This is a genomic window from Streptomyces fuscigenes (assembly GCF_021556455.1).
Classification (GTDB): Bacteria; Actinomycetota; Actinomycetes; order Streptomycetales; family Streptomycetaceae; genus Streptomyces; species Streptomyces fuscigenes.
This window is the reverse complement of record NZ_JAKGCV010000119.1, coordinates 1-13,483: the sequence shown is the minus strand read 5'-3', so window position 1 is coordinate 13,483 and position 13,483 is coordinate 1. Positions and strand designations below refer to the sequence as shown.

The window sequence follows — 13,483 nt, the reverse complement described above, 5'->3', positions numbered from 1 at the left end:
TCCCGCCGCCGGTGGCGGCCCGGTGGTGCCCGGCGCACCCGCGGGTGACGATGAGCGGGCACCGCGCCGCCACCGCGGCCGCGGGCGCGGGCACCGCGCAGGCACCGACCCCGTACGGAGGCAGCCGTCATGGAGACCATGCGCGCGGTCCGCGCCCACGAGCGGGGCGGACCCGAGAAGCTCCGCCCCGAGACGGCCCGACGCCCCGAGCCGGGACCGGGCGAGATCCTCGTGGCCGTCGTCGCGGCCTCCGTCACCGCGGGCGAACTGACCTGGCCCGCCAGCTGGACCGACAGCGCCGACGGCTCGGGGCGCGATCGCACCCCGGTGATCCCCTCCCACGAGGTCTCCGGCACCGTCGCCGCGCTCGGCCCGGGGGTACGGGAGTGGGCCGTGGGGGACGAGGTGTACGCGCTGATCCCCTTCACGCGCGACGGCGCCGCCGCCGACTACGTCACCCTGCCCGCGGACGTAGCCGCCGCCAAGCCCGCGGGGATCGGCCACACCGCGGCGGCCGCGCTCCCCCTCGCCGGCCTCACGGCCCTCCAGGCGCTGGAGTCGCACGCGGGGCTGCGGGCCGGAGCGCACGTCCTGGTGCAGGGCGCCGCGGGCGGTGTCGGATCGCTCGCCGTGCAGATCGCGGTGGCGAAGGGCGCCACGGTCACCGCCACCGCCTCGGCCGCAGGCGCCCACTACGTCGCCTCACTCGGCGCCGGCCGGGTCCTCGACCACCGCACCAGCCGCTTCGAGGACGAGGTGTCGGGGGTGGACATCGTCCTCGACTGCGTCGGCGGCGACACGCAGACGAGGTCCTGGAGCGTGCTGAGGCCCGGCGGCGTGCTCGTGAGCGTCGCCGAGCCGACCGACGCGCGCCTCGCGGAACGCGCCGGGGCGCGCGGGGACTTCTTCATCGTCGAACCGGACCGCACCGGCCTCGACGCCCTGACCGCCCTCGTCGACGACGGGCGCCTCGCCCCGCGCATCGACCGCGTCGTCCCCCTGGCTGACACCCCGGCGGCCTACGAGGCCCTGGAACGGGAACACCCCCAGGGGAAGATCGTCATTTCGGTAGCCGAGGAGACGCCCCGGGCGGACGAGGTCTGAGGGCTCCGCCCCGGCGGGGAGCGGCACCCCACGGGAGCGCCCGGGCACCTGCCCCGTACGGCCGTACGGGAGACACCCGGTTCCCCGCGGCTCCGCCCCCGCCGGCCACCCCGGCGCCTCCGGCCGGTCTTCGCTGGATAGGGTCCCGACGGGACCGGCCGGCGCGCCGGCGCCGACCGCACCCCCGGGTGCCGGACAACGAGAGGACACGCCTGTGGTCGACCGTCAGCCCGCGCGCGAGGACAGCCGCGACGAGGAGGCTCCCGACCCCAACCGCTGGCGCGCCCTCGCCGTGTGCCTGGTCGCCGGGTTCATGACCCTGCTGGACGTGTCGATCGTCAACGTCGCCCTGCCGGCCATCCGCACCGGCCTGCACACGCCCGAGTCCGACCTCCAGTGGGTCGTGTCCGGGTACGCCCTCGCCTTCGGCCTCTTCCTCATCCCGGCCGGCCGGCTGGGCGACGCGCGCGGCAGGCGGGCCGTCTTCATCGTGGGCCTCGTCCTGTTCACCCTGGCCTCCGCGGCCTGCGGCCTCGCCCAGACCAGCCTGTGGCTGGTGATCGCGCGCCTCGTCCAGGGCGTGGCGGGCGGCATGGTGTCGCCGCAGATCTCCGCCCTCATCCAGCAGATGTTCAAGGGCCGCGAGCGCGGCACGGCGTTCGGCGCCTTCGGCACGGTCGTCGGCATCTCCACCGCCGTGGGGCCGCTCCTGGGCGGCCTGCTGATCCAGGCCGCGGGCCCCACCGAGGGCTGGCGCTGGGTGTTCTACGTGAACCTGCCCATCGGCTTCGTCTGCGTGGTCCTCGCCCGCATGCTGCTGCCCGACACCCCCTCGGCCTCGCGGGTGCGGATGCGGCAGCTCGATCCGCTGGGGGTGCTGCTGCTGGGCGCGGGCGTGCTGTGCCTGCTGCTCCCGTTCGTGGAGGCGCAGCAGTGGAAGGGCGGCGGCAAGTACCTGCTCGTCCTCGTCGCCGCCGTGATCCTCGCCGGGTTCGTCCTGTGGGAGGCGCGCTGCACCACGCGCGGAACCCAGCCGGTCGTGCAGCTCTCATTGTTCCGGGTCCGCTCGTTCTCGATGGGCAGCTCGCTGATCCTGCTGTACTTCGCCGGGTTCACGTCGATCTTCTTCATCAGCACCCTGTTCCTGCAGAGCGGCCTGCACTACTCGGCCCTGCTCGCGGGCCTCACGATCACCCCGTTCGCCGTGGGATCGGGCGGCGCCGCGGCGATCGGCGGCCGGCTGGTGGGCCGCTTCGGCAGGCCGCTGGTGGCGATCGGGCTCGCCATGGTGGCCGTGGGCCTCGCCGGCACGGCCTTCGCGGTGCACGCGGTGGAAGGCCGGGGCGTCGGCTGGGCGATGGCGGCGCCGCTGCTGTTCGCGGGCCTCGGCAGCGGTCTCGTCATCGCGCCCAACCAGACCCTGACCCTCTCCGAGGTGCCCGTGCACATGGCGGGCAGCGCGGGAGGCACCCTCCAGACCGGCCAGCGGGTCGGGTCCGCGATCGGCATCGCCGCGGTCGGCTCCGTGTTCTTCTCGCAGTTCACGGGCGGCGGCGACTGGGGCACGGCGTACGACCACGGCTTGATCGTGTCCGTCGCCTTCGTGCTCGCGGCCCTGGTCGTCGCGCTCGTGGACGTGTTCACCGGCCGCGGCGGGCGCGAGGCGCACCACCACGCCGGCGGGGCCAACCAGGAGCGGGGAACCCGGGACGGCAGCACGGCCTGACGAGCGGCGCCCGGGCCCGCGAGCGCCGCGGCCCGCGGCCCGGGCCCGTGGGCCCCGCTCATCCGCGGCACGGTACTGCGTGACGCGGCCCCCGGTGGAAAGGTGGGGGAGGACACCGTCGGAGGGAGCCCCACCATGGCGACCAGGGCCACGCACACGACAGACACGGACAGCGGGGGCGGTGCGGCCGGGGGGCCCGGCGCGGGCACCACGGGCGGCTCGGGCAACACCGAGTACGGCCGCAGGCCCTTCAAGCGCTCGCGCAGCCACTTCACCGACCGCATCACCGCGGACGGACGGGACGGCTGGCCCGTGGAGCCGGGCCGCTACCGCCTCGTCGTGAGCCGCGCCTGCCCCTGGGCCAGCCGGGCGCTGGTCTCCCGGCGCCTGCTCGGCCTGGAGGACGCGATCTCGCTGGCGATCGCCGACCCGATCCAGGACGACCGCAGCTGGCGCTTCACCCTCGACGAGGGCGGGCGCGACCCGGTCCTCGGCATCCGCCACCTCGCGGAGGCGTACGACGCGCGCGAGCGCGACTACCCGGGCGGCGTGAGCGTGCCGGCGATCGTGGACGTGCCCACGAAGAGGCTCGTGACCAACGACTACCAGCAGATCACCCTGGACTTCGCCACCGAGTGGCGCGCCCTGCACCGCGACGGCGCCCCCGACCTCTACCCCGAGGCGCTGCGCGAGGAGATGGACGAGGTGATGGACGGCATCTACCGGGACGTCAACAACGGCGTGTACCGGGCGGGTTTCGCGACGTCCCAGGCCGCGTACGAGGACGCCTGCCGGACCGTCTTCCGCCGGCTGGCCGTCGTGTCCGAGCGGCTGACGGACCGCCGGTACCTGATGGGGGACACGATCACCGAGGCGGACATCCGCCTGTTCACCACGCTGGTGCGCTTCGACGCCGTCTACCACGGCCACTTCAAGTGCAACCGCTACAAGATCACCGAGGACCCGGTGCTGTGGGGGTACGTGCGCGACCTCTACGGCACACCGGGGTTCGGGGACACGGTCGACTTCGACCACATCAAGCGCCACTACTACCAGGTGCACACCGGGGTGAACCCCACCGGCATCGTCCCGCTCGGCCCCGATCTCGCCGGGTGGACGCGACCGCACGGCAGGGAGCGGCTCGGCGGCAGGCCCTTCGGCGACGGGACGCCGCCGGGCCCGGTCCCCGCGGGCGAGGAGGTGCCGGCGACGGGACGGCCCTGACGGCCGGGCGGACGAAGCGGCCGCGGCGGCCGGGGCGTTCGGCCGGGCGGACGGAGCGTCAGGCCGGGCGCGGCGGCCGGCGCAGGACGTACAGGCCCACGCACACCGCCAGCAGGATCACGCATCCGGAGAAGACCAGTCCCGCGTCCCTCAGCCCGGTCGCCAGGCTGAGCGCGCCGACGCCCACCACGGGCAGCGAGATGCCCAGATAGGCGATGACGAAGAACGACGAGATCGTGCCGCCCCGGTGCTCGGCGGGCGCTGCCCGGCTGAGCACGCCGACCGCCGCACGGAACGAGAGCCCCTGGCCGAGACCGCCGCACAGCGCGCCGGCCACCAGCAGCGGCAGCGACTCCCAGTACAGGGCCCCGGCCACCAGCAGCAGCCCCACCACGAGGACGAAGCAGCCGCCGGGCAGCGTGCGCCGCGCGCCGATACGGTCCGTCAGCGACTGCCCGGCGACCGAGGCGAGGAACACGGAGAACACGACCGTGCCGGCGACGGCGAGGTCGCGCTCCTTCAGCGTCATCGCGAGGAAGCTGGGCGCCACCGCGGTGAAGAGGCCCAGCAGAGCGAAGCCGGCGAACCCGGCCACCGCGGCGGGCACGAACACCCCCCGGACCTCCGGCGGGACGCTCAGCCCCTGCGGCCGCAGCCGGGGCATGCGCCGGTCGGCCACCGTCTCCGGCAGCATCCACAGCAGCACGGTCGCCACGACGATCAGGGCCAGGTCGACCAGGAACGGCAGGCTCAGGGGAGAGGGCTCGAACCGCGCGAGGAGGCCCGCGACGAGCGGACCGCAACCGAGGCCGCCCATGTTCGCCGCGGTCGCAGCGAAGCCGGCCCGGCTCGCCCGCTGACGGGGAGCCACCTCCATCACCGTCACCGTCGCGGCCCCGCTGAACAGGCCCGCGGAGAAGCCCGAGAGCAGGCGGCCCACGAGCAGCACCGGCAGCCCGCCCTCGAACAGGAAGCACAGCGCGCTCGCGGCCGACAGCGCGAGCGCGCAGAGCAGGACGGGCCGGCGGCCGGCCTGGTCGGAGAAGTTCCCCGCCAGCAGCAGCACGGCGATCACCCCCACCGCGTAGACGGCGAACACGATCGTCACGACGAACTCGGAGAAGCCCAGTTCCTCGCGGTACAGCCCGTACAGCGGGGTCGGGAGCGTGGTCCCCAGCATGCCGATGGCGAACACGAGGGCCGCCGCGGGATAGCCGAGCCGCGGACGCGTACGGGTTGGATCACTCATGCCGCCACACTACGAGTGACGGGCCCCGGCGGCCGGGACCGGGTCCGCGCGGCCCGACGGCCTGTGCCCCGCCCGCTTCGAGCGGCGTCCGGGGGCGGCCCCGGGCGGCGGGCCGCCGGGGGCCGGGTCTGGCATGATGAAACAAACGGAACGGTGTTCCGTCCGCAGGCGGGTCCGTCCCGCGCGGCGGAGCGGGCGGCGGAGGGAGCGGTGCGGTGAGCGGCGAGGCCGGGAGTGCGCGGGGTGCGGCGGCGCCGCGGAAGCGGGCGGACGCCCGGCGCAACGAGAAGAGCCTGCTCGACGCGGCCGCCGCCGTCTTCGTCGCCTCGGGTGTCGAGGCCCCGGTGCGGGACGTCGCGGCCCGGGCCGGTGTCGGCATGGGCACCATCTACCGGCACTTCCCCACCCGCGCGGACCTCATCATCGCGGTCTACCGGCACCAGGTCGACGCGTGCGCCGAGGCCGGACCGGCCCTCCTCGCGGCCTCGGCCTCGCCGCACGCCGCACTGGGGGAGTGGATCAATCTTTTTGTCGACTTCCTGGTGACGAAGCACGGGCTCGCCGCCGTCCTGCAGTCCGAGGACCCGGGTTTCGAGGCGCTGCACGCGTACTTCCTCGGCCGGCTGGTGCCCGTGTGCACCGAACTCCTCGACGCCGCGTCGTCGGCCGGCGAGATCGGCTCCGACCTCGGGGCGTACGAGCTGATGCGGGGTGTCGGCAACCTGTGCATCGGCGCGGAGAACGACGAGCGCTACGACGCCCGGAGGCTGGTCGGGCTCCTCGTGGCGGGCCTGCGCCGGACCGCCTGAGAACCGCCTGAGAACGCCCCGGGCGGTCCGTGGCGGCCGCGCGCCGGCGGCCCGAGGCGCTGCCCGGCCCCGCGACGCTTCCGCCGCGCCCGGTGACGCTTCCGCCGGGCCCGGTGACGTGGCCGTGGCCGCCCGGCCGGCCGGTGCACCCGTCCGCCCGGCGGACCGCGCTCGGTGCCGGGAAACACGCGCGCCGTCCTTCTTCCTCGCTTTTTCCTCCTTCCCATCTCCCCCTGGCCGCACGCGCGTCGGCGGGCCGGCGCCCGGGCCCGCGCCCGGCGGATGGATGGTGTCTGCACTCTTGACGCGAACACGTCGGTGGGTATGGTCTAGTCCAACGCCGGGGTCTTTGCGAAAGCATCGAAACCACACCCCCCGCACCCCACATGCGGGAGAGGTGCGACCTCGTCGTGCCCGGGGTCCCTCGCGGCTCCCACCCGTGCCTCCGGGCCTCCCCCCACAGGAACCGGGCCGCCGTGGGGACGGCGGCCCCGTGAGGAGTGAATCCCCTTGCGCCGACGCCTCATCGCCACGCTCGCGGCCGCCGCCTCCGCCACGGCGCTGTCCGCCCTGGCCCTCGCCCCCGCGCAGGCCGCCGCGCCCGCCGGCCACGCCCGAGCGGCCGCCTCCTTCGTGGTCAGCGAGTCGCAGTTCGATCAGATGTTCCCGAGCAGGAACTCCTTCTACACCTACGGAGGGCTCACCGACGCCCTCTCCGCGTACCCGGGCTTCGCCAACAGCGGCAGCGACACGGTCAAGAAGCAGGAGGCCGCGGCCTTCCTCGCGAACGTCGGGCACGAGACCGGCGGGCTGCAGTACGTCGTGGAGCAGAACACCGCCAACTACCCGCACTACTGCGACACCAGCCAGCCCTACGGCTGCCCGGCGGGCACCGACAAGTACTACGGCCGGGGGCCCCTCCAGCTGAGCTGGAACTTCAACTACAAGGCGGCCGGCGACTCCCTCGGCATCGACCTGCTCGACAACCCCGACCTGGTCCAGAACGACGCGTCCGTCTCCTGGAAGACCGGGCTGTGGTACTGGGACACCCAGAGCGGTCCCGGGACGATGACCCCGCACGACGCGATGGTCAACGGCAGCGGCTTCGGCGAGACCATCCGGTCCATCAACGGCTCCATCGAATGCAACGGCGGCAACCCGGCCGAGGTGCAGGACCGGGTGGACAACTACACGCGCTTCGCCCAGATCCTCGGCGTCGACCCCGGAGGCAACCTCAGCTGCTGACCTGCCCGCTGCGGTGCGGCGCCCCGGGAGACCGGCGCGCCGCACCGCGCTGTCCGCGCGGCCCCGAAGCGCCCGCGTGTCCCGTACCGCCGTCGGCCGCCGGCCGGCCCGCGCGCCCCGTGCCGCCTCCGTGCCACGCCGTCAGCCCTCGTCCTCGCCCGGACCGCGCCGGGCCTCGCGGCCCGTCGACAGAAGCCGCTTCTGCATCCGGTTCTCGTGGTAGAGCCGCCCCACCAGCGCGCCGCCGTACACCACGAAGCCCACGCCGACGAGCCACGACTGGATGACCAGCACGGTGCCGAACGGCCCGTACGTCACCGCGCTCGAGGCGATCAGCGGCGAGAACACCAGCTGCGAGAAGATCCTGAGGCCCAGCATGCCGAGCGCCGTCGCCACGGCGCCCGGCAGCAGCGCGCTCCAGCGCACCCGGCCCGCGAGCAGGACGCGCTGCGACCACCACAGGAAGAGGAACGCGGCCACCACGTCGCCGATCGTCCCGAAGAGCTTCCAGGGCACCGAGTCCGACGTCACCGGGGTGTTGACGAAGGTGATCAGGTAGACGATCAGCGCCGCGAGCCACACCACGTGGCGCCACGCGGTGTGCCAGCGGGCCGTGGACAGGTCCCAGACCCGTTCGTAGCCCGTCTGCACCGCGCCGCCGAAGCTCAGGCCGAACACGGCCAGCGCCGCGAGGCCGAGGGCCGTCGTGCCCTGCAGGGCCTGCCCCGGCCTGCCGAACAGCTGCTGGATCTTGGCCTGGGGCCCGGCCGAGACGCCGATGCCCTGGCCCAGCCAGCGCGCGAAGCCCTGGCCGCTCGCGGGGTCGGCCGCGGCGACGAGGATCAGCAGGGGCACGAGGGTGAGGAAGCCGAGCGCCGCGAACCCCATGGCGCGGTGCATCAGTTCCATCTCGCGGCCGCGGATCCAGGCCAGCTCGACCACGGACCCCGCGATCCTGCGTCTCATCCGCGTGATCCAGCCCGGCCGGTCCACCTCGCTGACGTGCTTCCGGGTCATGGTCCGTCTACTACCCCTCAGGTCGCTGCGGTTCGGCGGGTGTCCCCGAACGGCTGCTCGGACGCGCCTACGGCGTGGACCGGATCATATAGGCGCTTCGCCCGCAAACAGCCGCCATCCCGTGGCCGCACGCACCGCGTAACCCGTTCACAACAGCGGGAATACTGGCTCTATCCCCTATAGGAACTGTCCTACAAGTTCATGGCGCAGCGCGTCCTCATCGCGGGCGCCGTCTCGCTGGACCCCGACCTCCTCATCGCCGACGAGCCGACCACCGCGCTCGACGTCACCGTGCAGGCCGAGGTGCTCGACCTGCTGCTCGACCTCAGACGCGAACGGGACATGACCGTCCTGCTCGTCACGCACAACTTCGGCGTGGTCGCCGACATCTGCGACCGCGTCGCCGTGATGCGCGCGGGCCGGATCGTGGAGGACCGGGACGCCGCGGGCCTGTTCGCCTCGCCCGAGCATCCGTACACCCGGGCGCTGCTGGCGGCGGGCCCCGGGGGCGCCCCGCCGCGCCCGCCGCTGGCCGGCGTCCTGCCCGGAAAGGCACAGCAATGAACGCGACGACACCGATGACCACGCCCCTGCTGAGCGTCGACGCCGTCGACGTCGCCATCCCGTCAAGGGATTCGGCAGGCCGCCGCTGAAGGTGCTCGACGCGGTCTCCCTGGACATCGCGGCCGGCGAGTGCGTCGGCCTGGTGGGGGAGTCCGGCTCGGGCAAGACCACGCTCGGCCGGGCCGTCCTCGGCCTCGTCCCCGTGGCCGCCGGCACCGTGACGTACGACGGCCGGACCATCTCGGGCCTGTCCCGCAAGGAGCGCAGGGCGCTCAGCGACGAGATCCAGGTGGTCTTCCAGGACCCCTACAGCTCGCTCAACCCGGGCATGACCGTCGAGTCGATCCTCGCCGAGCCGCTGGTGGCGGCCGGGACCCGCCGCCCGGCCGCCCGCGCCCGGATCGCCGAACTGCTCGACGCCGTCGGCCTGCCCGGCGACGCGGGACGCCGCCTGCCGCGCGAGTTCAGCGGGGGGCAGCGCCAGCGCGTCGCCATCGCGCGGGCCCTGGCGCTGGACCCGCGGCTCGTCGTGTGCGACGAGCCGGTCAGCGCGCTGGACCTGACGACCCGGTCCAAGGTCCTCGACCTGCTCGTCGAACTCCAGGAACGCACCGGGTCGCCTACCTGTTCATCTCGCACGACCTGGCCGTGGTGCGGCACATCTGCCACCGGGTCGCGGTGATGCACCGGGGCCGGATCGTGGAGAGCGGCGGCGCCCGGGAGGTCACCGACGCGCCGCGAGACCCCTACACGCGGCGGCTGCTGCTGGCCGCGCCCGTGCCCGACCCCGCGGAGCAGGCCCGCCGCCGGGAGGCCAGGCGCGCGACCGCCGCGGCGGAGGGCGCCTGAGCCGGCCCGCCGGGGCTCAGACCGTCCCGAGCGCCGCCAGCTCCCCGTCCAGGGCCCGCAGCGCGGCCGCCGACACGCCCGGGGTGGTCGCCGCGAGCTGGTAGGGCGAGCGGTCGGCCACCCGCCGGGCGAAGTCCGGGTTGGCCACGAGCGGCAGGTGGCGCAGCACCGCGGCCCGCGCCCCCTCGTCCCGCAGCAGCTCGCCGAGCGGCGTCGTCACGCTCGCCGAGGCGCGCTCGAACTCCCCGGCGGGAGGCATCTCCTGCGTGGACGCCAGGACCAGCTCGTACTGGCTGCGGGCCAGCAGATGCTCCTCGGTGACCGGGCCGGACAGGGGCAGCCCGAGCCGCTCGAACTGGCTCTCCGGTGCGTCGCAGGCGCGCATCAGCGCCGTCAGCAGTGTCGCCATCCGCAGTTCCAGGTCGTCGCGGAGCAGCGGGTGCCGCTGGTCCGGGTCGTCCACCAGGTCGAACAGCAGGGTGCCGAAGGCGTGCGGGTTGCCCCAGGTGGCCCCCGGTATGCGCAGCACCGGGGCGTTCTTCGTGAACGGCAGCGGCCGCACCAGCTCGGCGTGCTCCAGCTCCCCCGGGGTGAAGCGGCTGGCCATGTGGGTCGGCATCAGCGTGTGCTCGTACAGGGGGTCGTTGCTCTCGCGCAGCGGGGCCCGCATGTACACGTACCGGCCGTCGGTCACGTTGACGTGGCTGCCGAACGAGCCGAAGAGACCGGCCTCCCGTACGGGCGCGTCCTGGGCGACCGCGTCGCCGAGGGCGGCCCCCTGCATCAGCTCCGGCGCGGGGACGCCGAAGTAGTCGAGCAGCGTGGGCCCGAAGTCGATGGTCTGCACGAGGCTCGCGCGCCGCTCGCCGCGCACCGCGCTGCGCGGGTCCCAGATGAACAGCGGCGTGTGGATGTTCTCGTCGTACCAGGGCTGCACGTTCTTGCCCCACCAGCCGTGCTCCCCGAGCAGCAGCCCGTGGTCCGTGCAGACGATCAGCATCGTGTCGTCCCACAGGGCGTGCTCGTCCATCGCGTCCAGCACCCGGCCGAGCGAGGCGTCGCACATCGTCAGCAGCGACGCGTACTCGGCGCGCATCCGCTCCACCAGCCGCTCGTCCTCCGTGACCCGGCGGTAGTCGGGCCAGTCCGCCTCCACGGCGCGGTCCTCGCCGAGGGCGTGCAGGTAGTGGGAGCGGTGCTCGTCGTAGGTGAAGAAGGGTTCGTGCGGGTCGAAGCACTCGATCTGGAGGAACCAGCGGTCGGCCTCGGCGTTCGTCCCGATGAACTCCAGGCCCGCGTCGACGGTCAGGGTCTGCGAGTGCCGGTCCTCGGTCGCCATGTACCGGCGGTTGATGCGGTCCTGGCGGCGCCCCGCGTCGGACCGCCAGGAGTGGGAGGGCGGCAGGTCCGGGTCGGCCACGTGCCCCTTCCACTTGTCGCCCTCCTGGCCCCGGAAGAACTCGTAGGAGTCGTAGCGGTTGTGGAACGTCGCCCCGCCGTCCTCCCAGTAGTGCTGGTGGTCGGTGACGAGGTGCGTGTAGACGCCGGCCCCCGACAGGATCTCCGGCACGGAGTCGTCGAAAGGCTCCAGGGGCCCCCAGGAGCGGTGCAGGAAGTTGTGCCGCCCGGTGTGGATCTCCCGCCGCGCCGGCATGCACGGCATGCTGCCGGCGTACGCGTTGTCGAACACGGCCGTGAGCCGGCTGAGCCGCTCGAAGTGGGGCGCGTGGACGCCCTGCGCGCCGTAGGGCGGCAGGAAGCGCCGGTTGAGGGTGTCGAACATGACCATGATCGCGCGCACGCGGTGGCTCCTTGGAGGTCGGAGGTTCCTGGGACGGGGCGGGCGGACGGTCAGTCGGGGTCGGGCGGCGTGGTCACGCGGGCGGCGTCCAGCGCCACGAGCATCTCCTCCAGCCACGCGATCCAGGAGTCGATCTCCGCCATGCCCCGGATGTGCGTCAGCTCCTCCAGCAGCCGCGCCCGGCCGGTGTCGACCTCCGGGATCGGTGCCTCGAACTGCTGCCTGCGGTCGCGGCCCCGGTACCGCACCACCTGCTCCTTGCGGGCCGAGAGCTCCGTCTCGATCAGCGACCGCAGGCCGACGGGGTCGACGATGCCGCCGAAGAAGAACCGGGCCAGGAAGTCGGGGTCCTGGAGGCGGGCCGGCGGCTGGTACGGCGACCTCGCCCAGGCCAGCAGCTCGGCGCGGCCCTCGCCGGTCATCGAGTAGACCTTGGCGTCCGGGCGCTTCTCGCGGGGGTCGACGGTGTGGGTGATCCAGCCGTTGGCCTCCATCCGGCCCAGCAGCCGGTAGATCTGGCTCTGGTCCGCGTTGGAGCGGAAGAACTTCCCGCCCTCGGACAGCCACTTCTTGAGGTCGTACCCGCTCCAGGGGCGCTGGGCGAACAGGCCCAGCAGGATGTGTTCGAACTTGATCACTTGGTCACCACGCAGTCCCGTCTCCGCCTCACCAAGGAGGGCTATAGGATTAGTCCCCTATTGGCTCGCGTCATTCTACGCAAGGAGACGGACGATGACAGGGCACCCCTGCTGCGCTCCGGCGCGCGCGGCCGGCGCCGAACCGCCCGGGGCCGGACGGCCGGACGCCGGAGCGTCGGACGCCGGAGCGCCGGACGCAGGAGCACCGGGTGCGGGAGCGTCCGGCGCCGGGGCGGCGGGCGCCGGGAGCGCCGCCCGGGCCGTCCCGCCCGGCGGGGAGCCCCGGGGCCGGGCGCCGGCGCCGCCGCCCCCGCCCCGGTCCGGCCGGGCCCGCGGACCCGGCGGCCATCCGATCGCCCAGGCCCACGTCCCCGGCGGGCGCTTCCTGATGGGCGACGCGTTCGGGGAGGGGTACCCGGCGGACGGCGAACTGCCCGTGCACCCCGTACGCCTCGACGCCTTCACGATCGACGCCACGCCCGTCACCAATGACGCGTTCGCCGCCTTCGCCGCCGCCACCGGCCACGTCACGGAGGCCGAGCGCGCGGGGCACTCGGCCGTCTTCGCGCTGCACCTGAGCGCACAGCCCGAGGACGTCCTCGCGGTCTTCCCCGGGACCCCCTGGTGGGTCGACGTGCGCGGAGCCGACTGGCGCCACCCCCACGGGCCCCTCGGGTCGCTCGACGGGCGCGGCGACCACCCCGTCGTGCAGGTCACCCGGGCCGACGCGGAGGCCTACTGCGCCTGGGCGGGCCGCCGGCTGCCGACCGAGGCCGAATGGGAGTACGCGGCCCGCGGCGGCGCCGCGTCCCTGCGCTACCCCTGGGGCGACGAACTGACGCCGGGCGGCGAGCACCGCTGCAACATCTGGCAGGGCACGTTCCCCGTCGAGAACACCGAGGAGGACGGCTGGAGCGCCACCTCTCCCGTCGGCGCGTTCCCGGCGGGCGGCTACGGGCTGCACGACACCGCCGGAAACGTCTGGGAGTGGTGCGCCGACTGGTTCGACCCCGGGTACTACGCGCGCTCGCCCGAGTACGACCCGCGCGGCCCCCGCACCGGGACCGTGGCGGTCACCCGGGGCGGCTCGTACCTGTGCCACGACTCGTACTGCAACCGCTACCGCACGGCGGCACGCAGCGGGAACACCCCGCACTCCGCCGCGGCGAACTGCGGCTTCCGCACGGTGACGGCCTGAACGGCGCTGCCGGGGCCGGCCCATTGCGGCGCGGCCCCGCGACCCGGCGCCCGGCCGCC

12 protein-coding genes and 1 pseudogene are annotated in these 13,483 nt (G+C 74.2%); 9 read left to right on the top strand and 4 right to left on the bottom strand.

All coding sequences use genetic code 11. The features are described from left to right. Positions 1-129 precede the first annotated feature (129 nt). The 3 genes from L1885_RS12710 (at position 130) to L1885_RS12700 (ending at position 4,054) form a co-directional block, all read left to right on the top strand. Complete coding sequence (locus L1885_RS12710; protein ID WP_235797178.1) at positions 130-1,104, top strand: NADP-dependent oxidoreductase; 975 nt, start codon at positions 130-132, stop codon at positions 1,102-1,104. Positions 1,105-1,318: 214 nt separating this feature from the next. Continuing rightward, on the top strand, positions 1,319-2,830 hold the full coding sequence (locus L1885_RS12705; RefSeq protein WP_235797177.1) for an MFS transporter: 1,512 nt from the start codon (positions 1,319-1,321) through the stop codon (positions 2,828-2,830). Positions 2,831-2,965: 135 nt separating this feature from the next. Then, a complete protein-coding gene (locus L1885_RS12700; RefSeq protein ID WP_235797176.1) occupies positions 2,966-4,054 on the top strand; it encodes a glutathione S-transferase family protein in 1,089 nt (362 codons plus the stop codon). Positions 4,055-4,112: 58 nt separating this feature from the next. Here the strand turns inward: L1885_RS12700 and L1885_RS12695 are convergent, their stop codons facing one another. Beyond that, positions 4,113-5,303, bottom strand: a complete 1,191-nt coding sequence (locus L1885_RS12695; protein WP_235797175.1) for an MFS transporter — start codon at positions 5,301-5,303, stop codon at positions 4,113-4,115. A 215-nt stretch (positions 5,304-5,518) separates the two neighbouring features. On the opposite strand from L1885_RS12695, the gene L1885_RS12690 reads away from it, so the two are divergent. Further along, entirely contained in the window at positions 5,519-6,112 is a 594-nt protein-coding gene (locus tag L1885_RS12690; RefSeq protein WP_235797173.1) for a TetR/AcrR family transcriptional regulator, read from the top strand. A 510-nt stretch (positions 6,113-6,622) separates the two neighbouring features. Continuing rightward, a complete protein-coding gene (locus L1885_RS12685) occupies positions 6,623-7,357 on the top strand; it encodes a chitinase (protein ID WP_235797172.1) in 735 nt (244 codons plus the stop codon). A gap of 141 nt (positions 7,358-7,498) precedes the next feature. On the opposite strand, the gene L1885_RS12680 is transcribed toward L1885_RS12685, so the two are convergent. Beyond that, complete coding sequence (locus L1885_RS12680) at positions 7,499-8,323, bottom strand: YhjD/YihY/BrkB family envelope integrity protein (RefSeq protein WP_235797180.1); 825 nt, start codon at positions 8,321-8,323, stop codon at positions 7,499-7,501. Positions 8,324-8,575: 252 nt separating this feature from the next. On the opposite strand from L1885_RS12680, the pseudogene L1885_RS12675 reads away from it, so the two are divergent. The 3 genes and pseudogenes from L1885_RS12675 to L1885_RS29390 all read left to right on the top strand — a co-directional run. Continuing rightward, positions 8,576-8,938, top strand: a pseudogene (locus L1885_RS12675) (ABC transporter); the annotation flags it as partial. 91 nt (positions 8,939-9,029) lie between these two features. Then, positions 9,030-9,620: an ATP-binding cassette domain-containing protein gene (locus tag L1885_RS12670; RefSeq protein WP_372481933.1), complete on the top strand. Its 591-nt coding sequence runs from the start codon at positions 9,030-9,032 to the stop codon at positions 9,618-9,620. After that, positions 9,587-9,787 carry an ABC transporter ATP-binding protein gene (locus L1885_RS29390; protein ID WP_372481932.1) on the top strand — a complete coding sequence of 67 codons (201 nt, stop codon included), beginning with the start codon at positions 9,587-9,589 and terminating at the stop codon, positions 9,785-9,787. Before L1885_RS12670 ends, L1885_RS29390 begins: the two co-directional genes overlap by 34 nt. A gap of 16 nt (positions 9,788-9,803) precedes the next feature. Here L1885_RS29390 and L1885_RS12665 read toward each other — a convergent pair whose 3' ends face one another. Continuing rightward, the gene (locus L1885_RS12665) at positions 9,804-11,588 is read right to left on the bottom strand and encodes a sulfatase (RefSeq protein ID WP_235797171.1); all 1,785 of its coding nucleotides are present in this window, start codon (positions 11,586-11,588) and stop codon (positions 9,804-9,806) included. Positions 11,589-11,638: 50 nt separating this feature from the next. Continuing rightward, entirely contained in the window at positions 11,639-12,226 is a 588-nt protein-coding gene (locus L1885_RS12660) for a PadR family transcriptional regulator (protein WP_235797169.1), read from the bottom strand. Positions 12,227-12,320: 94 nt separating this feature from the next. Between L1885_RS12660 and L1885_RS12655 the strand changes: the two genes are divergently transcribed. Further along, positions 12,321-13,424, top strand: a complete 1,104-nt coding sequence (locus tag L1885_RS12655) for a formylglycine-generating enzyme family protein (protein WP_443732428.1) — start codon at positions 12,321-12,323, stop codon at positions 13,422-13,424. Positions 13,425-13,483 lie beyond the last annotated feature (59 nt).

What these genes read in the sequence shown, in the direction of transcription:
- L1885_RS12700 (WP_235797176.1), top strand. Translation starts at nt 2,966, where the DNA reads ATGGCGACCAGGGCCACGCACACGACAGACACGGACAGCGGGGGCGGT.
- L1885_RS12710 (WP_235797178.1), top strand. Translation starts at nt 130, where the DNA reads ATGGAGACCATGCGCGCGGTCCGCGCCCACGAGCGGGGCGGACCCGAG.
- L1885_RS12680 (WP_235797180.1), bottom strand. Translation starts at nt 8,323, where the DNA reads ATGAGACGCAGGATCGCGGGGTCCGTGGTCGAGCTGGCCTGGATCCGC.
- L1885_RS12695 (WP_235797175.1), bottom strand. Translation starts at nt 5,303, where the DNA reads ATGAGTGATCCAACCCGTACGCGTCCGCGGCTCGGCTATCCCGCGGCG.
- L1885_RS12655 (WP_443732428.1), top strand. Translation starts at nt 12,321, where the DNA reads ATGACAGGGCACCCCTGCTGCGCTCCGGCGCGCGCGGCCGGCGCCGAA.